This is a genomic window from Leptothoe sp. LEGE 181152, assembly GCF_032906605.1.
In the GTDB taxonomy this organism is placed as follows: Bacteria; Cyanobacteriota; Cyanobacteriia; order Phormidesmidales; family Phormidesmidaceae; genus Leptothoe; species Leptothoe turfae.
In genome coordinates this window covers 16,209-40,406 of sequence record NZ_JASATU010000039.1, presented here as the reverse complement: position 1 = coordinate 40,406, position 24,198 = coordinate 16,209, and the positions used below count along the sequence as shown (strand labels likewise).

The window sequence follows — 24,198 nt, the reverse complement described above, 5'->3', positions numbered from 1 at the left end:
GGATAAACACAAGCAATTAAGCTTAGCTTATTGCAATTCATTCTCAAAAGTGATTTTTATCCAAAAATCTAAAGGATCGATGGAAACACTTACCATAGCTAGCGCCCATTACAGAATTAAAGACAGATCGGTATCCTCGGTCAATTTGTAAAATGCCTGCCCAGACGTTCTACTTTCAGTTGTAAGTGCGAGGAGATTCGATTTCCCTGATGCTGGGCAGTAAAAAACCACCGATGCCCACCAGCATCATAGCCAGGGCACAGGCCGTGTACAAAACTGCCATACCCGTACCAGGACCGCTGCCAAAGCCGGGGAGCCAGAGCGTCAGCCGTCCCATCATCGCTGGTTCTAGTAGGCGGTCGGCCAGAGGACCGGCCAGCAGTACGCCTAGGGCACTGACGCTCTGAACTGTGAGCGAATTGGCTGCAAACACTCGCCCCTGGATGGCAGGGGGCACCGACTCCATCCAGAGGGCATTTTTAGAACTACCTAGCAGAGGAAAATTTAAAGATGAACAAAACTGAGCTGGAATCCATACCTGGAGCGACCGCCCCAGACCAAATACTGTCTTGCTCAGACCGGCTCCGATAAAGCCTGCTAGCAGACTCCGCACCCGCTGCTTTGGGCCACTCCAAACACTGAGAACAATCGCGCCGGTAACGCCGCCAATGCCCGCTGCTGCTCCGGTACTGGCGAGGGCTTGGGCACTGCCGTTGGTGCGGGCCAAAATCATCGGGTCGTAGACGGCTCCGCCCAGGTCGTGGAAAAACCAGAACAATGTGGTCATGAGCAAGAGCACACGTAGACTGGGCCGCTGCCAAACATAGCGAAAGCCCAGGGTGAGTTGTGACCAAAGCGGTTTGGGCTCGATTTCCGGCTGGGGTTGGGGAATGGAGCAGGTGAGTAGGAGTGCGATCGCACTGCCAAAGGTCACCAGATCAAGCCATAAAATACCTAAAAGCCCAATCAGCGGATAAAGTAGTCCCGCCAGGGCTGGCCCCAAAATGGCTGAGCCGTAGTGAACTGAAGCCAGTAGGCTGTTGGCGCGAGTAAGCTGGTTTCTAGAAACCAGCAGAGATACGGAAGCCTGATAGGCGAGACTTTGAATTTGTCCAAAGCCGCCGTTGAGGGCAGCGGCGAGGTACAGGTGCCAGATTTGCAGGGTGTCGGTGGTGTAAAGGAGGGCGATGCCCAGGGTGGAGAGGGCGGCGATGCTGTCTCCAAGTATCATTAACCGTTTGCGACTGTAGCAGTCAACAACAACTCCAGCAAACAGTGTGATAGGAATACGCGGCAGTTGAGAGAAAAAGCCCACCAGTGCCAGGGCCGTTGTGGAGCCGGTGAGATTCCATGCCCAGAGGATCAGGGCAAACTCGGTCATGTAGCTGCCGACGGTTGAAATCAGCTGACCGAACCAGACGATGATGAAGGTACGCATAACGCGAGTTATGTTGCAGCAATTAGCGAAAAGTATTGGTGCGCTTTGCTTAATCTCATTAATTTAGATTCTCTCTCATACCTTTAGCCACGCACTAAGACCCCCGGCAGCCGAGAAACATTACCCATGCCCGCTGTCCACTGCTGGGAGCAGATAGTTGAAAAGATCCTCGAGAATTGCATTGGCCGCAAGAATATTGCCAAAAATCCAATATCCCGAATCTACGATGTATACCCGATCATTTTTCACAGCTTCAAGATTTTGCCATAGAGGGTTACTCTGGAAGGTCTCAAAGGACTTTTCTGCACCTGGATCGAGGGCAGCAAAAATCACGTCTCCATCCAGGCGCTCCAGTTGCTCCAGCGAGACCTTAACAAAGAATTCTTCAGGTCCACTTTGGGCAGCGGGTCTGGGCAACCCCATATCCTCTAAAACACTGCCAGGGAAAGAAAATTTTGGACGAAACTCGGTGTTGCTTGCTTCTGTATAAAAGCGAACGACCGAAACCTCAGTCTGCTCAAGGCGCTCCCCCATCGCTGTTTGAAAGTCCTGAATTCGAGCCTGATACTCAGCTAGTAGTTGTTCCGCCCGCTGACGGTTGCCGATAGCCTCCCCAGAGCGCAGGAGTTCGTCTTTCCAACCAATCTGGGTATATTCAAACGAGACTGTCGGCGCAACCTGGGAAAAGAGTTCATAATTCTCAGAGGAGACGTTGAACCCCAGAATCATATCAGGATTAAGCTGCACCAGCTTTTCCAAACTTGGTGAACTCTCTTTTCCAAGTGAATCAACTCCTTCGGTTTTTCCTTTTAGGTGACGCGCTCGACTGCTGACCCGGTTAGGCTCTGCTGCTGCGAGCGGCTTACGATCTAGCGCCAACAGCACCTCTAGCGCAATTCCGTCTGTGGCAACCAGGCGCTGCGGATTATTCGGAACACAGGTTTCACCCAAATCATGCTGGATGGTTTGACACTCTGCTGCGGCTGGAACCGTGTCTGAAGGACTCGGCGTGTTAATCGAGAAGACACCACAGCAGGCAGAGACCAGAAAACATGCCGCTACTGCAAGCAGCAGCCACCGATTTTGTTTACCCAGTTCAATTATGTTCACATACATCTCCCGCGCTACCAAAGACCATAAGAAAAGAGAGATATCAGGTACAGGGCTACCCCACATCTCCCCCAGAAACTGGCCCAGAGCCTAAAATTCCACACGATAGCCAATACTAAAGGTTCTGCCAGGTGCTGCTCGCCGATTAGTCAGAGAGAATGGGGCAAATATTTGGTCACCAATTGCAAAATACTGTGTATCAAGCAGATTGTGAATACCAAGTTGAACAGAACCAAAACCCAAATCAATGCTGCTGATATAGTCCAACACAAAGTAGCTATCAGTTGCCACGGCATCGACACCTGCATCAAATCCCCGATCTCTACTGCCTACGTAGAGTCCTTGGAGGCGATTTCGCCAGCCCGGTAAAGTGTTGTTTTCAACATACGTTGTAATTTTCAGGGGCTGAACATCTGCTGTTCTGATGGCAATAAAGTCACCATTGTCATCTGGCTTGCTTTCCCCCTCATTCCAACTAAAAATGCTGCCCAGTTGCCAGTTATCGCTGGGCTGCCAGTCAACTGTAGCTTCAACCCCGTAATTGCGCTGGGGCGCACGCGAAATTCGGACATCGCCAATGGCAAAAGTCTCTGTTCTCACACCAAGCTCTGAATCGCTATAAAAGCCAGCTAGCGAAAACTGTACATCTTGCCACTGTCCGCGCACCCCGAGCTCATAGTTGTTGACTTTCTGAGGAGCCGTAAACACCAGATCGTCTTCTAGAGAGGTAAACCCGTCGGCAGGACTGCGTAGCACACGACCAAAATCAGGCACCCCAAAGCCCTGAGAAAAGTTAGCAAATACGTTTAACTCATCGGTGATATCGTAGACCGTACCAACATTGAACACCACATCGTCCGCATTGATGCCGCCGCCTTCAACGGATACAGGCGTTGTCCGAAACAGCCTGGCGGTGTAGTCATCCACATCCAAGCCAATGTTTTCGTACCGCACACCACCGCTCAACAGCCAGTTAGGGCTCATATCCCATTGGGCCTGGGCAAACAAGCCAACATTTTCGACAGTGTAGGGTGGTGTAAAGACAACGTCCTCGGCCAGACGAGCGACTCGAAATCCACTGGTAACAAACTCATCCGTAAGCACCTGATAGGGCTGAGAAGATTCTTCATTGCTGTAGTCTAGCCCCCATAGCACATCAAAAGTCTCAGAAAATGGCGTTTCAAGTTCAACCCTACCGCCAAAACGATCGGACTCTTGCCGACCAACGATAAAGGAGCCGCTACTTCTATCTTCAAAGGGAACGCCAAAGAAATTGTCGTTGCTTCTGTAAAACCCTTGCAGCCTTAACTCGCCACCTAAAATGTCTGCGTGGCTGTAGTTGAGGCTGGTGCTGATATATCGCCGAGCGTCGCCACACTCAACATCAATACAGTCTAAATCAATTTCTTCAGCACGAGCCTTGGTCGCGGTTGGATCGTTATCAACATCGGGGTCGTTAATGAAATCTGGACTACTGTCTTCGTCAAAGTAATTTAAACTAACCTGGAAGCGCTGATCTTCAGCCTCTACGCCAAATTTTCCAAGAATGTTAAAGTTCCGAGCGTTTTCTATCGCATTACCTGCGCCGGGAATGCGATCGCCATCCCCATCAAAGGCAAAACCAATGCCCTCCGTTGAGAGGTTAATGAGATAGTCGTACTGGCCTGAAGTGCCAGACACTCCGTACTCGACATAAGCCCCAAAGCTATCTTCATCAAAGTCGCCACGAGAGTTGACGCGCGTTTCGATAAATTGGCTGAGGCCAGCTTCGGTTGGGCGACGGGTAATGATATTAATGACGCCGCCCGTTGCTCCTTCGCCAAAAGCAGCAGAGGGTCCCCGAACCACCTCAATTTGCTCAATTGCGCTGGGTGAAATGCTCCTGAGAACAGAAGCTCCTGCTGTATTCTGGTTGGTGCTGATGGGCACACCGTCAATCAATACCTGAACTCCTCGTCCCCGCAGCGTTTGGGGAAAGTCTCTAAAGTTCTGAGTCGGTGGTCCCAGACCGGGCACGGTCTGGCCCAAAATGTCAATCAGGTTAGTCGTGAGCTGGCTTTGATTCTCGATGTCCTCACGGGTCACGACGGTTACTGATCGCGGCACATCTAAAATGTTTTCCTCTGTTCGCGTAGCTGTCACAATGAGTTGAATCGCATTCTCATCGGCAACCAATGAAGTGGTTACTCCTGGTGTGACGCTCAGTATCAGATTGCCCGTGTCTGCGCTGACTTGAGCCTCCGGTGGAGCATCGGTGCCTGTAATCGAGACCTCAACCCCACCATCAGGCAACGCCGACACCTGCACCACAGCAATGCCTTCCGCTGGGCCAAATTCTTCAAAACTGTCTCTCAGCAGTACCGCGTTGGAGATTTCTAAAATCAGCGCGTCACCTGAAACTGATGTAGTCGGCTCGGCCAGGGTGCCATCCGCTGTCTCTAGCACCACCTGCAAACCTGCATCGGTGGCTTTCACCCGTACATCGGTAATTTGCACTGTCTCGATCTGCGCCATCTGGTCAGCAATAGGTAGCCCCTGATTTGCCTGGGCAGCAGCAGACAGTGTCAATGCGCCAACTAAACCCCCTGCTAGGGCCACCATTAGACCCAAACACTGCGGTCCTAGACGTCGCCTCAGCCGATTTTGAATATCCATTGTGCCCCACACCAGATGCAAATTATTCTCAAGTGTGAGTATTTTTACGGAGAGAGGTGATCGGTGTCAGTTCCTAGCGGGATCTTTTCCATTCCTAGCGGGATCTTTCTGCTGACGTTAGGGATTGGCGGAAAAATCACGCCCTGTTAGCCCTCACCCTAAATCCCTCTGCCGCGGGGCGAGGGACTTTGACTCTAACTGAAGGGGCTGGGGGATGTAGAGCTTTGCTCTTCCCGAAGGGTGGGCCAGTGAAAAGAATAGGTAATGTGCTTCCTGCTGACTCTCCCTACTGCCGCAGCGATCGCGGATTCACCCCAAACCGTTTCCGAAAAGCTGCTGCAAAGTGACCCTGACTGGCATAGCCAACGGCTGAAGCGGCCTGGGTAACGGTGATATCCCCGGCTAGCAACAGCTGTTTGGCCTGCTCTAGTCGCTGGGCTCTAACATAGCCAAATACGGTGGTCTTAAATATCTGCCGAAACCCAACCTTGAGCTTATGCTCATTGAGACCGACCCGACGGGCCAGGGTAATAAGCGAGGGTGGGTTAGTCAGCTCCTTTAGCAAAATATTCGCCGCTTCGTATAGTCGCTCAGTGTCCGCTGCTTTTACATTTCGGGAAGGACGCTCATCCTGTTCTAGCGCTACCCACTGGTCAATTTGTAGCGCTAGCAGTTCCAGGGCTTTGCCCTCTAAAAATAGTCGCTTGGTTTCATGGTGATAGGGACAGTGCAAAATTTGCTGCAGTACCGTGTGCATGGCCGGGGACATCTTACCAAGGGACTGATGAAAGCGTAGGTGCTCGCCCGTCAGAGTTCGCTGCAGCAACCCTGGCAAAAATGCTAAGTCCATCCCAAACGTCTGAAAAAAGCGAGGTTCAATATGCAGGCGGATGAGTTGCACACGCTCATGGGCCAGGCTAATCTCATCCTCTTCGATATCTGGCAAGGCAAAGAAATAGCTCTGACCGTTGGCTTCGCAGTATTCTGGCGGTACCCCTGGAACCCCAGGGCAGTAAACCCCATGCTGGCCAGAGAGATAAAATTTGGCAACAAATGGCATGCTATCTGAATGTTCAGTCTTGCGACATAGATCCTGATGGTTGTCATCATCGAACCAATCCATCTGAAGCCCTGACTGTAGCCGTACTGACCAGAAGTGGTCGCTGCTGTATCGATTCTGGCAATGGCCCACCCGATCAAATCCATTGGTATTGTACTCAACGGCACCATTAACTTTCAGGCAGTCCTGCCATTGCTGTTCGTAGGCTTCCTGGGTGATAACATCCATCGCGATCAAGACAATTTTTAAGCAAAATAGTTGGCAACTATTCCTATTAGTGAAATAGACTCAGCTGATAAATGTCAAGCTCCCAGGTCCACGTTGGCATAGTCAGCCAACAGACTGTACTTTTAGGGCGGTGTCAGGCTTTGTTAAGCAGCAGCCCACACTTACCCGTTTTCCTCGATTTGTCGTTTCTCGGTACCTTTTCTAAGAGATGGAAGAGGCGGTAACTGGGTTCTGCTTACAATGCCTACCATTAAGATTCCTGCAGCGCTCAGGCCATATAGCACTGTCATGCCAAATCCAGGGTAGGTGTCAGCGATGGGGCCAAACATCGATAGCCAAGCAGCGGGTTCAAAGACATAGTCGGCCAATGGTCCAGCTATCAGGCTAGCGGAGGCTCCGATCAGTAGACCGATTAGGTGATCCACAGCAAAGGCGCGACCTTGTAACTTGGCAGGAACTATGGCATACCAGCAGGCGGTGTAAGTGCCGAAAATAATGGGTTCGCTGATGGAGGCACCCAGACGAGCGCCGGTCCAAACAACTGATTCCTGACCAAAGCCGAAAATGAGTTTACCGAGTCCGACGCTGAGTATGCCTATCAGTAACCCTCGTCTAGAATTGCGGAAACCACCGCTGATAGTCAGAATGCTGCCACCAATGAGTCCACCAACACCAGCAGCAGCAACAATAGTACCCAACAGTTGGGCATCGTTTCCGGTACGGGCCAAAATCATCGGTTGATAGATGGTTTCTCCAATCTGATGCAAAAATGCAAAGCAGGAGAGAACAGTCACCATGGCTCGCAGTTCTGGATGCTTAAAAATGTAGCGGAAACCCAAGGTGAGGGTTTGCCAAAGAGGAGCATTGTTTTTATCTGTGTTGTCGTTGGTATGACGGGTAGCCGGAATAGCTATAAATAGGAGGGTGAGAGCTGCGATCGCAAATGTCCCCATATCAATGACGGTAATGCCAAATAGCCCAATCATCGGATACAGCACCCCGGCCAAGGCAGGGGCAAAGATACTCGTGCTATAGCCTGCCATGGCTCCCATCCCGGCGGCCCGCATATGATGCTCTTGGGGTACCAGCATGGGGATAATGGTGGTGTAGGTAAGGGTTTGGATATGACCAAAGCAGCCAATGATGGCAGCAATAACGTAGAGATGCCACACCTGTAGTGTTTGGGTAATGGCCAAGATGCCCACAGAGACAGTACAGCAGGCAGAGCCAGTATCGCTGAGAATTAGTAATATCTTGCGAGAGACTCGGTCTACTAAGAGACCGGAGACGAGTGCGATCGCAATCTGCGGCAGCTGATAAAAAAATAAAATTAGCGCCACAGCAGTTGCCGACTCAGTTTGTTGCCATACCCAGAGTGTCAGGGCAAAATAGGTCATGTGGCTGCCAACAGAAGAGGTAATCTGCCCCAGCCAGAGAAGAATAAACGTACGCACCAGATGGATTTAAAATGCGGGCAAAGTAATATTACTGACTCAGTGAATTTATTTTCTTTGTTAGACGGAGTTTTTTCTTTGCAAAATGGACTATTTTGACATTGCTCCGCATCTCTCACTCTCCGTATCCCCATGTCGGTTTTCTCCACATATTTGACTTTGCCGGACCACTATGGAGGTAACAGGTGTTGCTTAAGTTCTTCTAAATAAAGCTCGGTACCGATGGGGCCAGATAAACCCAGGCATAGATACGCTGGAATAAAGTAGACTCGCCCAGTTTTACTGGCGTCCAGAGATTGAGTAATCGCATTGTCTTGCCACGATTGTTTAATTTCAGCCAGCTGATCTGCTTCAAATTGAGCATCACTATTCAATAGTTGGGACGGACTGAAATTGCTGCCCAGCATGATGACAGAGTCTGTTTTATTCAACTGTGGTAATGTTTCAAGGGAAAGCGGGACAGGAAAGATAGAATTAGAGTCTTCAAATTCCGGTGGTGCTACTAATTGGAACCCCATTTCTTCAATCAGGGAACTGCATATTCCATGGGCAGAATTGCCCAAATACATATCTTGTAAATTAAAGGAACTGAGCAACAACAGCGTAGGGTGAGCAGCAGCTACAGTAGCAAAGTCTTTACGAGCTGCGACAATTTGTTGCTCCACTTGAATCAGCATCCGTTCAGCCTGCTCAGTACGATTGATGGCCTGAGCAATTGACCTTAAGGATACCTCCGGCTCTGTAGAGTCAAACAATAATGTGGGCGCAATCTCAGATAAGACGTTGTATTGGTCCGCATTATCAGTAGTTCCTAAAATCAAATCAGGCTGGCTTGCAACAATAGCTTCGATTGAAGGATTACTGGATACACCAATATTGTTCAATGGTTGGGTAATATACTCACCTAAATAGGGAATCTGTTGATTAGGATTATCGTAATTGCCTGTATGTACTTGTAAGTAATCGGCGTAAGCTACAGGCTGAACATCCAAAGCCAGCAGAGATTCCAGAACTGACGGGCCTAGTACCACAATTTTGTCAGGATAACCGCAGATTTCTGTTTCTCCTGCTTTATGAGTAATAGTTTGACAGTCGATTCTATTGGAGAGATTAGACAGATTATTGGACCTAGATGATTGTCCAGTACTTTTCTGGCAAGCGGTGATAGCAGTTACGAAAGCCAAAAAGAATATGCTTATTAAAGATTTTTTGAATGCCAAAGCTCCTTGCCCCTTATTTCAAAGCTAAATGGCGAGCGAGTATAGCGTATCAAAACTCGACTGAAAATGATGCAGTCACTGTAAACGGGTCGCCTGGTTCTACGCCAAATATGCGACTGTTAGCTGCTGCTAAGATATAGTCAACATCAAACAGGTTACGGAAATTCAGGGCTGCACGCCAATTGTCGCGGCGATAGGACAGGGCTGCATTGGTGATAAAATAACTATCTAGCTCAAAAGAGTTGTCTAAATCTCCCGCACGCTGGTCAACAAAATTAAACCCAAGGCCAACCCCCAATCCCTCTAAATCCCCTTCCTGAACTTCGTAAGTTGTCCACAAACTAGCGCTATTTTCAGGTGTATTAAATGTACGATTACCCTCAGGAATAAAGTTATCTTCTGTAACCTCAGCATCAATATAAGCGTAGGACGCAATCACATTCCATCCCGGTAAAATCTCTCCAGTGACATCGAGTTCGATACCTCGACTGCGCTGCTCACCCGTTGCGACGGATGAAAGTGAATCGATGGGGTCAGGCGTGGCTACATTCTGTCGAGTGATGTCGAAATATGCCAGGGTAGCCAGCAGGTTTCCATCTAATAGCTCCGCCTTTGCGCCAAATTCAAACCCTTCCCCCTGCTCGGGGTCGAGGGGATTGCCCGTCGTTGTTGTATCGAAACTGGGTGTAAACGATTGGGAGTAGCTGCCGTAGAGCGAAATATTTGATGCGGGTTGATAGACAATACCAACACGGGGCGTTACGGCATCATCATTTTGAGTTGTTTCAGATTCTACCGGATCAAAAACAGTTATGCCGTTAGTATCGTTTCTCTCTACAGTGTCATAGCGCAATCCCGCCACCACAATTAGCTCATCCGTCAAATCGATTTGATCTTGTAAATAAATACCCAGCCTATCGGTTTGCGATTCGCTATTTCTAGCAAGTGGTAAATCATCGAAATCGATGTTATCAAATGCCCCGAAGACAGGGTCAAAGATATCAATGATCTGAGGATTAAAGAAATCAAGACTGGTAACTTCCTGGTCACCCGTTCGATTGAGATCGACGCCGAATAAGAGCGTATGCTCAACGGAGCCAGTGGCAAACTCCCCTACTACATTGGTTTGTAAGGAGTAGTTCTGAGTATCTATGGCTTGCTGACCGGCAAACCGCGTTTGTAGCCCGGTAGTCTCGTCAAAATCAAAGGGAATTGCACCAATATTTAGGAGGTCCCGATCGGTGTAGCGAAAGGCATTGCGTAACCGCCAGTTATCACTAAAGCGATGTTCAAAACGGTAGCCGACATTAACAAATTCATTGTTAACAACGTTGTCGGGTTCATCCAGGCTCCGATCAAAGGGAATATCTGCAACATCATTGCCAATGGCTAATAAACCGTTGTCTAGGGGCGATTCTTCGTCAACATATTCAAATTGGACGGTTAAATCGGTGCGATCGCTAATCTGCCAGCTAAGAACCGGGGAAACAAAAAAACGTTCAAACTCTTGATCGAAGTCTCTAAAGCTATCTTCGCTTCGGTATGACGCATTGAGACGATATAGCAAACGGCCATCTGCAGTTAACGGCCCAGTAAAATCAAGCTGGGGACGAAAGAACTCACGATTACCCACTTGAAGCTGAATGTCGTACAAGGGCTCAGAAAGCGGCTGTTCAGTAACCAGATTAATCACGCCCCCCGGCTGAATCTCGCCATACAAAATTGAGGCCGGTCCCTTAAGTACTTCGACCCGTTCTAAATTGGTAGTTTCAGACAAACTTTGTCCGAATCCGCCAAACTGTCTGAAACCATCGAGTAAAACAGTAGCATCATTAAATCCGCGAATATTAAAGTTCTCGCCTGCATTACCAAATGAGTTACTGGTGGTGACGCCGCTGACATTGGTCAGGGCTTCTTCAAGGCGAATCACCTGCTGATCTTCCAGTACCTGTCGGGGAATCACCTGAATGGACGCAGACGTATCTAATAGTGAAGTGTTGGTGCGGGTGGCGGTGCTGGCATCGGGGACAAAATAATCGCCATCGTCTCCTTCACCAGTGACCACAATTCGCAGGGAATCATCATCGGGAGCTTGAGCTGTGGCGTCTCCGGGGGTAACGCTAACTGTCAGGTTAGCCGCTGCAGTTGTGACTTCTAGGGTGGGAGCCGCATCAGCACCGGTAATAACAATCTGTACGCGATTGTCCGGCAAATTAATTACATTAACCAGGACAATTCCATCCGTTGGATTGCTCACCAAAAACTCATCCCCCTCCGACAGTTGTAATACTGCATTGGGAATGTCTATAACCATGGCATTACTGCTAGTCGAGGTTTCAGGCGTAGCCAGATCCCCATTGGTTGTCAGCTGAAGCGTCAGCCCTGTAGCAGTTTCGTCAATCAGTACGTTGGTGATTTCTATCGGATTCGTCTGAGCAAACCTGTTTACAGAGATGTTTGGCCGCCCCTGTATTGTTTGTCCTTCTGCCAGGGCGGGGTACATGATTAGAAAAACCACCCCTGTCAACGATATGCCCCACAACCGCTTTGCCATACTCACCCACCTACGATAGGTCCAATAATGAAACTGATTATTATTAACTGGTGAGAGAATGATACGGGGTAATGGGATTTGCAATCTTTGTGAGATGAACGTTTTTTCTTTGTGAAATGAACGTGTTAACTTTGGCTCCCTCCACAATTGGATTTTTTTGAAGCTACGCGTTTTAACTTGGAGGTGGTTGACGATGACTGCTGACCTAGCTGGTAGGCTTTGGGGCTGATGGCAAACTTACGGCGAAAGGCAGTGCTAAAGGCTTCTGGGTTGCGATACCCTACCCTGGCCGCAACATGGGCCACGGTAACGTGAGAATGGCGTAGCAGATGCTGGGCCTGCTCCATACGATAGTCACATAGATACCCAAATACGGTGGTCCCAAATAGATGGCGAAACCCTTGTTTGAGTTTGCGATCGCTTAACCCTACCCGATGGGCCAGGTCTACCAGCGACGGCGGACTGCTTAAGCACTGCACTAATAACTCTCGGGCATATTCAACTTGTTCTAGTTCACTGGCGGTCAGAGCAACTTTCTTGGGGACGGACGAGGCTTCTTCAAGACAGCTGAGCTGAAGTGTCAATAGTTCAAGTACTTTACACTCAAGATAGATTTGCTGCATCATCCCCTGATAAGGACAGTCCAGGATTTGTCGCACGATCCGGTTCATTGCCAGTGACGTTTTTCCCAACGGCTGATGAAATCGGTCTCCATTTTTAAGCAAACGCTGGAGTGCCTGTGGTAACGCCTGATCACCTGGACTAAATGTTCGAAAGTAATCTAAATCAGCCCAGGCTATAACCACCACCGTGGGTATATGGGCTTGCCATTCTTCAGTCTCAGTAATACCAGGCAAATGATAAAGATAGTTGCATCCAGCTATCTCTTCGTAATCAGCTAGATTCTCAGGTACATTCTTGGCTTTAACTTTAGAGGCCCCCGACAAATAAAACTTTGCCGTCAGTGGAAACAGCTCTTCATGCTGTCGTCGTACTATCAAAGGCTCTGGCAAGCATCCGTTAACAATATGAATGCCCAAGCTTCCTCGCAACTGAATCGTATGATGGCATCCTTTCCCCAGCTGTGGCGGAACATGATACTGGGTATAAAACTCTGTTACCTGGGAGTGCTGCATCAGGTTTAGAATTTCCAGTTCGCTCAGATCGATGGCCATGCTCGCTGCGGTTTAATGCGTTAGATTGGTAAGGATAGGATTTATTCTCAATAGTGTAGCGGAAGCCAGCCATCCTATTTGGTGAGCTGCCATAGCAGCTTCTGCAAACTCAGTAGTAGACGAGGTCAGCAAAGCTACTGGCAATTTCATCCACTTTCAAATTGCAAAAACAAAAAGAGAGCCTAAGGGCATAGGCTCCATATGAGGATTCCAGCTAGTATTGGCAGTGCCAAAAAGCCTGTTTAGCGATCTAAGCTTTTGTGGTTTCTACCTGATGAGACTTTTGTCGACGCCTCAGACCAGTAATTAGTAAACCGCTGCCAAGCAAGCCCAACAAAGAAGTAGGCTCCGGTACAGCCGTCACCTGAGCAAACTGCCCTGTCTCATTTAGAGGTACAACTGGCTGACCGTTGGGCGGCAGATAGGCAGCCCCAACTCGACCTGTGTCGACCAACTCCTGAGTCGTGATGGAAGGAAAAGAGACGTCTTCATGGCTAGAAAACCCGATGGGAAATCCAAATTCGTCTGCCCAGTCATCGACATGTAGGTGAGGCGTACTGCTACGCGGTGGTTTTGACCAGAAGCTCAAGCCAGCAGCAAGCGTAGGATCGTTCCCGCTTTCGCGATCGAAGTTGGGCGCACCCAAATTGAGACCATCGGGTTCGTTGTAGCTCCCGGTTTGAAGAAGCTCTTGGGTACTGGTATCAAAATTAAAATTGACTCCAGGGTCAAGGTGATTGTCAGTATAGGTCTCCAGCAGGGTTCCATCCGGGGCAAAGAAGGAAATATTGAGGAAGTCTAAATCCCCGGTTCTGACAATTCCATCCAGGTAGCTTTGGGTCTCGTCGTAGCCAAATGACCCTGACACTTGAAATCCAGCGATTTGCCCAGACCAGTCAAAGTTAAATTCGATCGCCTCGGCACGGGCCGGAATTGCCAGGCTCAGCGCTAAACCAAGAAAAAGGCCCTTTCTTAATATGGGGAACATCAATCCGAAATCTCCAAAAGACGCAATTGCAGAGGGTTTGCAAAAACTGACATGCCATCATAAGCAGGGTTACCTCGATGCGAAAGCAATGCCAATCCTGTTACACATAAATAATTCAGAATAATTCCCATTAGGAAGTATCGATCTCCCTACCCGCAGACTTGGGTAGGATGTCCCCTGAAAACGATTACAGACCAGCTAGGTCTGCATACTTTTCACAAATAAAATATATTATCCTTTTTGAGTTATTGCAAGTGTTTTGCAATAGTTAGCAGTGAAAAAGTCCTTCTTATACTGGATGTTTATTGATCTGAGGTGGATTATTTAAACCTACTCGCTTGATGGCCAATGTGAGACCATCGGCGATAGAGAGCATACTCAAGTCGATTCGATCGTCATGGTGGAGGGTTTGATTTAGCTCTCTCAACGCCACTGTATCAGGATCAGTTTTCTCTGGCGCTGCTACATCCCCACCCCACAGCACATTGTCAATCGCCATCAAGCCTCCCGGTCGCAGCAGTTCCAGGCATTTTTCGTAGTAGTGAGGGTAGTTTGTTTTATCCGCGTCAATAAAGGCAAAATCAAAGGTGTTTGCTTGCCCTGTCGTTAACAAACTGTTTAGGGTATCGAGAGCCGGGGCAACGCGCATATCAATTTTGTTAGCAACACCAGCCGCTTGCCAATAGGGCTGGGCAAAATCCCGACAGTCTTCTCGGATATCACAGGTGACCAAGACACCATCAGCGGGTAATGCGAGGGCCATCCACAGAGCACTATAACCAGAAAAAGTGCCAATTTCGAGAACTTTTTTAGCGCCCATCAGTGTTACTAATAGCGCCATAAACTGTCCCTGATCAGGCGCGATCTGCATATAACCGTAAGGATGCTGAGCCGTTTTCTGCCGCAGCTGAGAGAGAACTCCCGACTCTCGCAAAGAAACCGAAAGCAAATAGTCATAGAGATGTGCATGCAATCCAACAGTTTTATTAGACATAGTTCTCCTCTCCTTTTTTCCGTATCTTCATAGTCTCCTCTTTCCCTCTCCCCTAGGGCACAAGTAATTGCTCTTTAAGCGCTTCCAAATAAAGCTCAGTACCAATGGGACCTGGCACCGCTCCACATAGGTAGCTAGGCAGAAAATAAACACGGCCCGCTTGGCTAGCGTTGAGGGACTGGGTAATGGCATTCTTCTCCCAGGCCTGTTTTAAGGGCGACAGCTGATGCTCTGAAAAATTATCCATGCCGTCAAACTGGTTCAGGTCGCTAAAATTGTGTCCCAACACAATCACTATATCGGCATCATTAAAAAAATCAGGTAACGCTTCGAGGGAGATGGGTGCAAGCGGGCTAGAATTGTCCTTATCTAGACCCGATGGCGCTATTTCTTGAAATCCCAGCGTTTCAACTAATGAATTGCAAAGTCCAACCGGCCTGACAGGGATAGATAGAGTTTGAATATCTGTGGATGAGAAAAGAAAGGCTACCCGTGGATAGGTGGCAACAAAACCGGCAAAGGTTTCTTGGGCAGATACGATTTGTTGCTGGGTTTGAGTTAATACTTCTTCAGCTTGTTCGGTGCGGTCAAAGGCTTGTGCAATAGCGTTTAGATGCTCAACTGCGTCAGTGTGATCAAACAACAGGGTAGGGGCAATGGTGGATAGTGTTTCATAGTGCCTAGAACTAATTGGATCAGCACCCAAAATTAAATCGGGTTGGACCTTAACAATAGCTTCAAGGGATGGATTTCTCGCTACTCCCACGTTGGCTAATGGTTGGGTAATAAGATTGCCTAAATAGGGAATCTGTTGGCTAGGATCAGTGTAATCTCCTTGATGAAAGGCCACATGGTCGGCATACCCGACAGGCTGAACGTTAAGAGCTAATAAGGGCTCTAGAACATAGGGACCCAACACCACAATTCGCTGGGGCTGACCGCAAATGTCGGTTATGCCCAGTTTATGTTCAATGGTGCGACAGTCAGGACCATCCGGCGAGACGATGGTTGCCGCCTCGTCTGACTGATGGTCTGGACGTTGACAAGCCACAATGGCTAACGCCGTCAGTAAACTGAATGCTAAATGCCTGACTCGTAAAAATCTTTGCATGTGCTACCAGACTGAATAAACCATCGAGTCCTTGGTCAACGTGAGACGTATAATCGCTTTCCCTAAGGAGAGAATCAGAAAAAAAGATAGTCAGCAATCGAACAATTAGAATTCGTATTCCACAGACGCCCGTACCGTTAGCGGCTCCCCCCAATTAATATCAAATGTTCTGCTGCCACCTGTAGACTCGATGTAATCAGTATCAAACAGATTGTCAACATTCAGACGCACTTGCCAGTTGTCCTGACGATAGAAAACGGCCGCATCGGTGCGAAAATAACTATCTAATTCAAAAGAGTTCGCTAAATCACCCTGTCGTTTTCCCACAAAGTTAAACCCTAAACCAAAACCTAATCCTTGTAAGTCTCCCGATTGAATCTCATAGGTTGTCCATAGACTGGCACTGTGTTCAGGAATACCAAATAGTCGATTGCCGACAAGATCCGTATTATCTTCGGTAACTTCGGCATCAATATAGGCATAAGAGGCCACCATATTCCACCCTGGCAACACCTCTCCTGTCAGGTTGAAATCTATACCTTGACTGCGTTGCTCACCCGTGGCAATCGATGAAAACGGCGGGACGAGATCTGCTGGGTCTCTAGTGGAGACATTTTGCTTGGTGATATCGAAATAGGCCAGTGTGGCCGCTAAGCGATTCTCAATGATTTCACCTCTGATGCCCACTTCAAACCCTTCTCCCTCTTCTGGTTTTAGGGGATTACCGTCTACATCAGTAGTAAAAACATTTGGGGCAAAGGAGCGCGAGTAGTTGGCATAGAGAGAAATGGGTTTAGTGGGTTGGTAAACAATGCCAATACGAGGTGTGACAGCAGACTCATTACTGCTTATTTCTGTATCACGCACTTTCTGGATCAACTCTTGCGACAACGTGTCATAGCGCAACCCGGCCACTAAAATCAAATTATCTAAAATGTCGATCTGGTCTTGCAGATAAATTCCCAGCCGGTCGATCGTTACGTCTCGATCCTGAGTAATCGTAAGATTTTCCTCAAGCGGAGACAGAATATCGATCGTATCCTCGAAAATATCAATAGCATCACCTGCGCTAAAGTCGGCTACTGCGTCAGAATGGCCATCTGAACGCGATAGATCGACTCCAAACAATAATGTATGTTCTACAGACCCAGTATTAAATTCACCTTGAACGTTGGTATAAAGCGAATAGGTATCCGTGTCAATGTTCTGTGATGAAACAAAACGATTCACAAGGCCAGTTGTTTCATCCAGAGAAATAGGAAACGGTGTGATAGATTGATCAAAGGAACTAGACGTGTAACGAAACTGATTGCGTAATTTCCAGCTACCGCTAAACCGATGCTCTAGGGTGTAGGCTGCACTGAAAAAGTCTTTTTCGATTGCGCTATCAGGATCGCTAAATACCCGTGATGTAGGGACATCGGCAATACCGTCACCAAAGGCAACTGCACCTGAATCGTACGGCTCATCATCTTCTATATATTCTAGATTAACAGTCAGGTCGGTGCTGTCGCTAATCAGCCAAGTCAAGGTAGGGGCGATAAAAAATCGTTCGAAATCATTGTCAAGATCTCGAAAACTCTCCTCGCGACGATAAAGGGCATTGAGGCGATAGAGCAAGCGACCATCTTCAGTCAAGGGGCCTGACAGGTCGACACTAGGGCTAATAAACTCTCTGGTTCCCCCCTGGAGCTGGAGATTATAGTAGGGCTTCGATAGAGGCTGCTTGGTTACCAAATTGATAATGCCTCCTGGTTCTACTTGCCCATATAAGATCGAGGCTGGACCACGCAGGATTTCTACTTGCTCTAGATTGGCCACTTCTGGTCCAGTTGCATCTGGAGCAAGTGGACCAAGTATCAGGAACCCGTCGCGCAAAATGGGGGCACCATCAAATCCCCGAATGGCGAATTGCAGACCGCGGCCACCAACATCACTTAAAGATGAGACGCCCGCTGCATTTTCCAGAACTTCTTCAATGCCGATGGCCTGCTGGTCTTCAATCACCTGACGGGGAATCACCTGAATCGAGTTGGGAATATCCCGCAGGGGGGTATCGGTGCGGGTGGCAGTACTGGCATCGGGGGTAAAATATCTGTCTTCACCTGCGCCCGTGACCACAAGTCGCAGTGAATTATCCTCTGGTGCTTGGTCTGACGCTTGGACGGTGAGAATGCCGGGGGTAACGCTAACCAGTAGACCCGTGGTTATGGTGCTGATCTCTAAGGCAGGAGCAGCATCAGCACCTGTAATAGCAATCTGCACCTGGTTATCTGGCAAACTGGTCACATTAATCTGGGCGATGCCTGCGACCGGGTCGCTAGCCAAGAACTCATCACTATCGGCCAAGCGCAATACAGCATTGGGAATAGTGACCACCACAGCATTATCGGTGGTAGCGGTTTCAGGGGTTTCAAGTTCGCCATTGGTGTTTAGCTGCAGCGTAAACCCTGTCGTGGTTTCGCTAATTTGAATAGCGGTAATCTCGCCCTGGCTTGTTTGGGCAACTTGCCGGAACCGATCTGTTGTTGCTAATAGATTACGGTTGACCGATGTTTCTTGAGTCAAGGTTGAGTGTGGATTCGCCATTGCTCCCTGCCCAATCCATAGCCATAAACCTACCGTCAGCTGGATGGACCAACTGCCCCAGTTCTTTCCTGTTGTACCCATACCCTGCCTCACACATCAAATAAGAACGCTTCTCAATAGAGCGTAAGGCGATGATAGGGGATACGATCGTTTATTTTCTGCGCGATATTTAAAAAAATCTGCGCGATATTTAAAAATCTGTGGGATAGCACTTTGTCTTGATCCCCCCTTCTCTGCGTCCCCGCGTCATCTCTTCTTACTAGCGCTATTTACCCAACTGATAAGCTTTAGGACTTACCATAAACTGACGGCGAAAGGCATTACAAAACGCTTCTGGGCTGCGATAGCCAATGCGTTGGGCAACGCCAGCAATAGAAAGCGTAGAGTTTAGCAATAGATGCTGGGCATGCTGCATACGACAATCGTGCAAATAGCCAAAGGGGGTGGTGCCAAAGACCTGACGAAATCCTTGTTTCAGCCGATATTCGTTGAGACCCACCTGCTGGGCAAGATCATTTAGGTCAAGGGGATGATTAACGTTGCGATTTAGAATTGCTTTGGCGGCATGGAGTTGATTTAACTCATCCGATGGCATCCGGCGCGATCTCACCGGAGATGGCTCTTGTGCCCAGTGAGCAAACTGTAGCGTCAACAGTTCCAGTACCTTACTTTCCAGATACATACGTTGCATTATGCCTTGATAAGGAGCCCGCAAAATCTGCTGCAATACCTGACCCATTGTGGAGGGTATCTGTCCCAGGGCCTGATGAAATCGCTGGGTTTTATCACCATCAAATAATCGTCTAAGTGGAGGCGGCAACAGCATCTCGATACCGAAAAAAGGGCGAAAGTAGTCCACTTGAGCGGAAATTATCACAATTCGATACAGTTCATTAGCGGGCCAGTCTTCTATCTCAGTGATGTCGGGTAGGTGATAGAGATAGTGACAGCCTGCAATTTCTGTATAGTCAGCTGCGATCGCTGTATTCCCTTGGGTTTGGATTCTGCTAGAACCGGATAAATAAAACTTAGCAATTAAGGGAAAATCAGAACCGTGCTGGTGTTTCCTTATAACCGTCTGCCATATTGTCCCCCCAAAAATATGTAGAGTTAACCCACCTCGAAGGTAGATGAAAAGTTCACTGCCGTCGCCCAGACTTTTGGGAAGACCATGTTCTCGCTCAAAGTCAGTTTTTCGATAAAGGGCTTCGCCTTTCTGCTGAGCAATTGTTCGGATTTCCCTAAAGTTCTCAAATGAGATTGCCATTGTGCTTAATCAGTTGGCCCTGCTTAATTGAAAGCAATTTTCATTAATCAGTATAGTATTGCATCGCTGTAGTCAGAATTTAAGTGGCGAGGTGATGGAGTGGCGCAGGGACGCGGAGAGTTTGAGCAACACCCGATCTCCATGTCTCCCATTTTCCGTGTCAAGTCTTACAAAAAATCTAAACTTGACGTCCAGGTCGCTTGATGACAAGAGTAAGGCCATTGGCAATGGGTAACATGCTTAATTCAACGCGCGGGTCTTGGTGGAGGGTTTGGTTTAGCTCTCTCAACGCCACCGTATCCGGGTCAGTTTTCTCCAGATCGGCCACGGCTCCACCCCACAGCACATTGTCAATGGCGATCAGCCCTCCTGGCCGCAGCAGCTCCAGGCACTTTTCATAGTAGTGGGGGTAGTTTGTTTTGTCTGCGTCAATAAAGGCAAAGTCAAAAGTGTTTGCCTGTTCTGTAGCTTACCTGTTTTGTTAGACACTATGGTGTTCTCTGTGTCTCCACGTCTCCGCTAGTTTGGTGTGAGTAGTTGTTCTTTGAGTTCTTCGAGATATAGCTTGGTGCCGATAGGGCCGGGCAAACCTAAGCACAGATAAGCCGGGATAAAATAAACTCGTCCGGCTTTGCTGGCATTGAGGGACTGTGCGATCGCATTCTCACGCCAGGCTTGTTCTAAATCTGACAGCTGTTTTTCTTCAAACTGATCTAAATCAGTAACACCTTGAAGGTTGTTAAAGTTACTGCCCAACAAGATGATGGAGTCTGCATCATTTAACTGTGGCAACGTCTCAAGGGAAATAGGCTCTAGTAAACCGGATTCGTCCGGTTCAACACCTGGCAGTGAAACCAACTGGAATCCCAGTGCCTCGATTAAAGAACTACAAAGCCCATGTCCAGAGTTGCCCAGTCTAATCTCTTTTAGCTGCGATGAGTTCAGCAGTAGAACTTCAGGATAGGCTTCAACGACGGGTGCAAACGTCTTGCGGGCCGATGCAATCCGCTGAGCCGTTTGTGCCATTAGCGTTGTGGCCTCTTCCTCACGGTCAACAGCCTGAGCAATCGTTCTAAGTCCTTGATCTACATCTTTCCATTCAATTAGCAGCGTAGGGGCAATGCTAGACAACTCATTATACTGAGCCACATTGGCAAAATTCGTCCCCAAGATCAAGTCTGGTTGAGCCTTGATAATTGCCTCAAGAGAAGGGCTGTAAGCTATGCCCACATTGGCGACTGGCTGAGTAACTTGACGGCCTAAGTATGGAATTTGCTGACTCGGATTGTTGTAGTCTTTTTGATATACAGACATGTGGTCGGCAAACCCTACCGGCTGTTCCCCAAGAGCCAGCAAGAATTCCAGCACATAGGGTCCCAGTACGACAATTCTCTGAGGTTGACCGCAAATTTCAGTCTCCCCGGCCTCGTGCTGAATCGTCTTGCAGTCAGGGGAACCAGACAACGCAGGAGAACCGGCCTCTGGCTGGGCTTGATGTGTTTGACTTTGGCAAGATGCGATCGCAACCGATATGAGCAAACTCAAAGCCAGCGATCTAGCTTTTAACATTCCTGACATTGTTAAATTCAACCTCTCATGTGTATATCTTCAATAGGCTCTCTGTCTCCATTCTTCTGTCTATGATCTGGCAGTAAAGTAATATTCAACGGCATCAAATTAACGACATCAGAACGTGTAAGACACAGAGGCTCGAATCGTTAGAGGTTCACCTCGATTAATTCCGTTTCTAAGGCCAGAGGCTCGAGCGTAATCAACGTCGAATATGTTGTCAATATTGAGTTGTGTCTGCCAATCATTTTGCCGATAAAAGATGGCTGCATTGGCAAGAAAATAGCTGTCTATCTGATAACTGTTGTCTAAGTCACCCTGCTGCTCTCCGACAAAATTGAGCCCCAAACCAAACCCTAGCCCCTGCAAGTTTCCGGACTGGAGTTCATAAGTTGTCCACAAACTAGCACTGTGTTCGGGAGCTCCAAATAGCCTGTTTCCTAAAATGTCAGTGTTATTGTCTTCGGTAACTTCTGCATCAATGTAAGCATAGGACGCGACTGCATTCCATCCTGGTAAAATTTCACCCGTCACATTAAAATCTATGCCTCGACTCTGCTGTTCTCCTGTTGCAACTGAGGAAAAGGGATTGTTTGGGTCTGGGTCAGGTGTTGCCACATTTTGTTTGGTGATATCAAAGTAGGCTAACGTCGCTGCGAGACGATTTTCGATGATTTCCCCTCTAACTCCAATTTCGAATCCTTCGCCCTCTTCAGGTTCTAGAGGATTGCCATCTACATCAGTTTCCGAACTAGGTACAAATGAGCGAGAATAGTTGGCGTATAATGAAATTGGTTCAATCGGCTGGTAAACAACGCCAATTCTAGGAATTAGGGCATCATCATATTGCTCTGTTACGGCATCCGTGAAACGATCTGTTGTTTCTTGGCTGACCGTGTTGTAGCGCAGACCTGCAACTACGATCAGATTGTCTAGAATATCAATCTGGTCTTGTAGATACAGCCCTAGTTGATCTGTTTGAATAGGATTGCTAAGAGGAGCAAAGAGGGGAAGGCTGTCCTTTGCTGGAAATGATGAAGGATCCGGATAGTCTGGATCAAATAAGTCGATTAGAGATATAGCACCAAAATCAAATCCTGACAGACCTCTTTGCTCCCAACGAGTCAAATCAACTCCAGCCAACAGCGTATGCTCTACAGAGCCTGTATTGAACTTGCCTTGGATGTTGGTGTAAAGCGAGTAAGTATCTACTTCAGTTTCTTGAAACGTAAATGCGCGGGTTAGAATCCCTGTAGATTCATCTATAAAAAGCGGCAGTGGAGCCACGTCGACGTCATAGGTGCTAGAGGTAAAACGAAACTGATTGCGCAGTTGCCAATTTTCACTGAAACGATGCTCTAGAGCATACCCGACGTTTAGATAATCTTGTTCAGCTGTGTCCTCAGGATTATTAAATACTAAATCTAAAGGAATCGGTTCGATGCCGTCTCCAAAAGGGATAATACCAGGGTCAAAAGGCTCCCTATCTTCAGTATATTCTAGGTTGATGGTTAGATCGGTCTGATTACTAATCAACCATGTCAACGTTGGTCCTATAAAGAAGCGCTCGAAGTTGTTGTCGTAATCGCGAAAACCATCTTCCTGTCGGTATAGCGCATTTAACCGATAGAGTAAGCGACCATCTTCGGTTAGAGGTCCCGACAAGTCAATACTTGGATTGATAAATTCGCCATTGCCCGCCTGAAATTGAAGATTGTAATACGGTTCCGACAACGGTTGCTTGGTAACCAGATTGACCACGCCTCCTGGTTCCGCTTGGCCATATAAAACAGAGGCAGGCCCCCTCAACACTTCCACACGCTCCAGGTTGGCCACTTCTGGCTCGGCGGCATCGCCAATAAAACCGGGGAGGAGAAAGCCATCCCGCAGTACTGGAACGTTATCAAATCCACGAATACTAAATCCGAGGCCGCGACCGGCATCATTGCCTAGAAACGTTACTCCAGCAGCGTTTTCGAGCACATCTTCTAATCCAATTGCCTGCTGGTCTTCAATCACCTGACGCGGAATCACCTGAATCGATTGGGGTATATCGCGCAGGGGCGTATCAGTGCGTGTTGCCGTGTTGGCATCGGGGACAAAATAGTCATCTTCGTCTTCCCCAGTAACCACAATGCGAAGTGTATCCTCCTCTAAGGGCTGAGCTGCCGCATCACCAGGTGTGGCACTCACCGTCAGACCAGCCACATCAGCCATAATATCCACATCAGGCGGCGCATCGGCACCCGTAATAACAATCTGTACCCGATTATTAGGTAGGTTCGTCACCGTGACCAGTGCAATTCCTGCTGCCGGATCGCCTACTAAGAAATCGTCTATCTGCAATACGGCATTGGAGATATCAACAATCAGAGCATCACCGGTGATAGTGGATTGAGGAACGGATAGTTCGCTACTGGTTTCTAACTGTAGGGTAAACCCCTGATCTGTTTCCTCAATCTGAAGGTTGGTAATAGCAATCACGTCAGTCTGAGCGACTGGAGTCGGGTCTATCACTGTTGTAGGTTCGAACTCATTCAGAGAGTTTGCCGCTACCCACCCTTCTCGTTGATCCAGTTCTATTGCCGCAGCAGGCTGTACTGTGCTCAGAGCAACGGCCCCTAACACGACGGTGATGCATAGTTGTTTCATTGCGGTCTCGCTCACGCACTATTCAAACCCAGCTTAATGTTGCTTAATGCAATTTATTCTTATTAATTGGGTAAGGAAATAATACGTGGCAAACGCAATAACTTTCTTCGTGAAACCGACTTTTTTCTTCGCGA

The 24,198-nt window shown here is 48.2% G+C and carries 15 protein-coding genes and 1 pseudogene; all 16 read right to left on the bottom strand.

Annotated features, from left to right (window positions below; translation table 11 throughout):
* Positions 1–175 precede the first annotated feature (175 nt).
* The 16 genes and pseudogenes from QGP82_RS21165 to QGP82_RS21090 all read right to left on the bottom strand — a co-directional run bounded on the left by QGP82_RS21165 (position 176) and on the right by QGP82_RS21090 (position 24,064).
* Complete coding sequence (locus QGP82_RS21165; protein WP_499060912.1) at positions 176–1,438, bottom strand: MFS transporter; 1,263 nt, start codon at positions 1,436–1,438, stop codon at positions 176–178.
* Between the two features lie 120 nt (positions 1,439–1,558).
* Complete coding sequence (locus QGP82_RS21160; RefSeq protein WP_499060911.1) at positions 1,559–2,548, bottom strand: iron-siderophore ABC transporter substrate-binding protein; 990 nt, start codon at positions 2,546–2,548, stop codon at positions 1,559–1,561.
* Between the two features lie 90 nt (positions 2,549–2,638).
* Positions 2,639–5,203 (bottom strand): TonB-dependent receptor domain-containing protein, encoded by a 2,565-nt coding sequence (locus tag QGP82_RS21155; RefSeq protein WP_499060910.1) that lies wholly within the window; start codon positions 5,201–5,203, stop codon positions 2,639–2,641.
* A gap of 286 nt (positions 5,204–5,489) precedes the next feature.
* Positions 5,490–6,491 (bottom strand): helix-turn-helix transcriptional regulator, encoded by a 1,002-nt coding sequence (locus tag QGP82_RS21150; protein ID WP_499060909.1) that lies wholly within the window; start codon positions 6,489–6,491, stop codon positions 5,490–5,492.
* Positions 6,492–6,652: 161 nt separating this feature from the next.
* On the bottom strand, positions 6,653–7,945 hold the full coding sequence (locus QGP82_RS21145) for an MFS transporter (RefSeq protein ID WP_499060908.1): 1,293 nt from the start codon (positions 7,943–7,945) through the stop codon (positions 6,653–6,655).
* Positions 7,946–8,115: 170 nt separating this feature from the next.
* Positions 8,116–9,129, bottom strand: coding sequence for an ABC transporter substrate-binding protein (locus QGP82_RS21140; RefSeq protein ID WP_499060907.1), 1,014 nt, complete (start codon positions 9,127–9,129; stop codon positions 8,116–8,118).
* Between the two features lie 85 nt (positions 9,130–9,214).
* Positions 9,215–11,719 (bottom strand): TonB-dependent siderophore receptor, encoded by a 2,505-nt coding sequence (locus tag QGP82_RS21135; protein ID WP_499060906.1) that lies wholly within the window; start codon positions 11,717–11,719, stop codon positions 9,215–9,217.
* Positions 11,720–11,844: 125 nt separating this feature from the next.
* A complete protein-coding gene (locus QGP82_RS21130) occupies positions 11,845–12,894 on the bottom strand; it encodes a helix-turn-helix transcriptional regulator (protein ID WP_499060905.1) in 1,050 nt (349 codons plus the stop codon).
* A gap of 250 nt (positions 12,895–13,144) precedes the next feature.
* Positions 13,145–13,882 (bottom strand): PEP-CTERM sorting domain-containing protein, encoded by a 738-nt coding sequence (locus QGP82_RS21125; protein ID WP_499060904.1) that lies wholly within the window; start codon positions 13,880–13,882, stop codon positions 13,145–13,147.
* A 289-nt stretch (positions 13,883–14,171) separates the two neighbouring features.
* Complete coding sequence (locus QGP82_RS21120; RefSeq protein ID WP_499060903.1) at positions 14,172–14,876, bottom strand: class I SAM-dependent methyltransferase; 705 nt, start codon at positions 14,874–14,876, stop codon at positions 14,172–14,174.
* Positions 14,877–14,928: 52 nt separating this feature from the next.
* The gene (locus tag QGP82_RS21115; protein ID WP_499060902.1) at positions 14,929–15,987 is read right to left on the bottom strand and encodes an ABC transporter substrate-binding protein; all 1,059 of its coding nucleotides are present in this window, start codon (positions 15,985–15,987) and stop codon (positions 14,929–14,931) included.
* A 105-nt stretch (positions 15,988–16,092) separates the two neighbouring features.
* Entirely contained in the window at positions 16,093–18,657 is a 2,565-nt protein-coding gene (locus QGP82_RS21110; protein WP_499060901.1) for a TonB-dependent siderophore receptor, read from the bottom strand.
* Between the two features lie 184 nt (positions 18,658–18,841).
* Positions 18,842–19,843: a helix-turn-helix transcriptional regulator gene (locus tag QGP82_RS21105; RefSeq protein WP_499060900.1), complete on the bottom strand. Its 1,002-nt coding sequence runs from the start codon at positions 19,841–19,843 to the stop codon at positions 18,842–18,844.
* A 178-nt stretch (positions 19,844–20,021) separates the two neighbouring features.
* Positions 20,022–20,312: pseudogene (locus QGP82_RS21100) on the bottom strand (O-methyltransferase); the annotation flags it as partial.
* Between the two features lie 50 nt (positions 20,313–20,362).
* Positions 20,363–21,421, bottom strand: a complete 1,059-nt coding sequence (locus tag QGP82_RS21095) for an ABC transporter substrate-binding protein (RefSeq protein WP_499060899.1) — start codon at positions 21,419–21,421, stop codon at positions 20,363–20,365.
* Between the two features lie 108 nt (positions 21,422–21,529).
* Positions 21,530–24,064, bottom strand: coding sequence for a TonB-dependent siderophore receptor (locus QGP82_RS21090; RefSeq protein ID WP_499060898.1), 2,535 nt, complete (start codon positions 24,062–24,064; stop codon positions 21,530–21,532).
* Positions 24,065–24,198: the final 134 nt, after the last annotated feature.

Coding starts and splice junctions, on each gene's coding strand:
- QGP82_RS21135 (WP_499060906.1), bottom strand. CDS start 11,719: ATGGCAAAGCGGTTGTGGGGCATATCGTTGACAGGGGTGGTTTTTCTA.
- QGP82_RS21110 (WP_499060901.1), bottom strand. CDS start 18,657: ATGGGTACAACAGGAAAGAACTGGGGCAGTTGGTCCATCCAGCTGACG.
- QGP82_RS21155 (WP_499060910.1), bottom strand. CDS start 5,203: ATGGATATTCAAAATCGGCTGAGGCGACGTCTAGGACCGCAGTGTTTG.
- QGP82_RS21150 (WP_499060909.1), bottom strand. CDS start 6,491: ATGGATGTTATCACCCAGGAAGCCTACGAACAGCAATGGCAGGACTGC.
- QGP82_RS21105 (WP_499060900.1), bottom strand. CDS start 19,843: ATGGCAATCTCATTTGAGAACTTTAGGGAAATCCGAACAATTGCTCAG.
- QGP82_RS21165 (WP_499060912.1), bottom strand. CDS start 1,438: ATGCGTACCTTCATCATCGTCTGGTTCGGTCAGCTGATTTCAACCGTC.
- QGP82_RS21115 (WP_499060902.1), bottom strand. CDS start 15,987: ATGCAAAGATTTTTACGAGTCAGGCATTTAGCATTCAGTTTACTGACG.
- QGP82_RS21120 (WP_499060903.1), bottom strand. CDS start 14,876: ATGTCTAATAAAACTGTTGGATTGCATGCACATCTCTATGACTATTTG.
- QGP82_RS21130 (WP_499060905.1), bottom strand. CDS start 12,894: ATGGCCATCGATCTGAGCGAACTGGAAATTCTAAACCTGATGCAGCAC.
- QGP82_RS21095 (WP_499060899.1), bottom strand. CDS start 21,421: ATGTCAGGAATGTTAAAAGCTAGATCGCTGGCTTTGAGTTTGCTCATA.
- QGP82_RS21125 (WP_499060904.1), bottom strand. CDS start 13,882: ATGTTCCCCATATTAAGAAAGGGCCTTTTTCTTGGTTTAGCGCTGAGC.
- QGP82_RS21090 (WP_499060898.1), bottom strand. CDS start 24,064: ATGAAACAACTATGCATCACCGTCGTGTTAGGGGCCGTTGCTCTGAGC.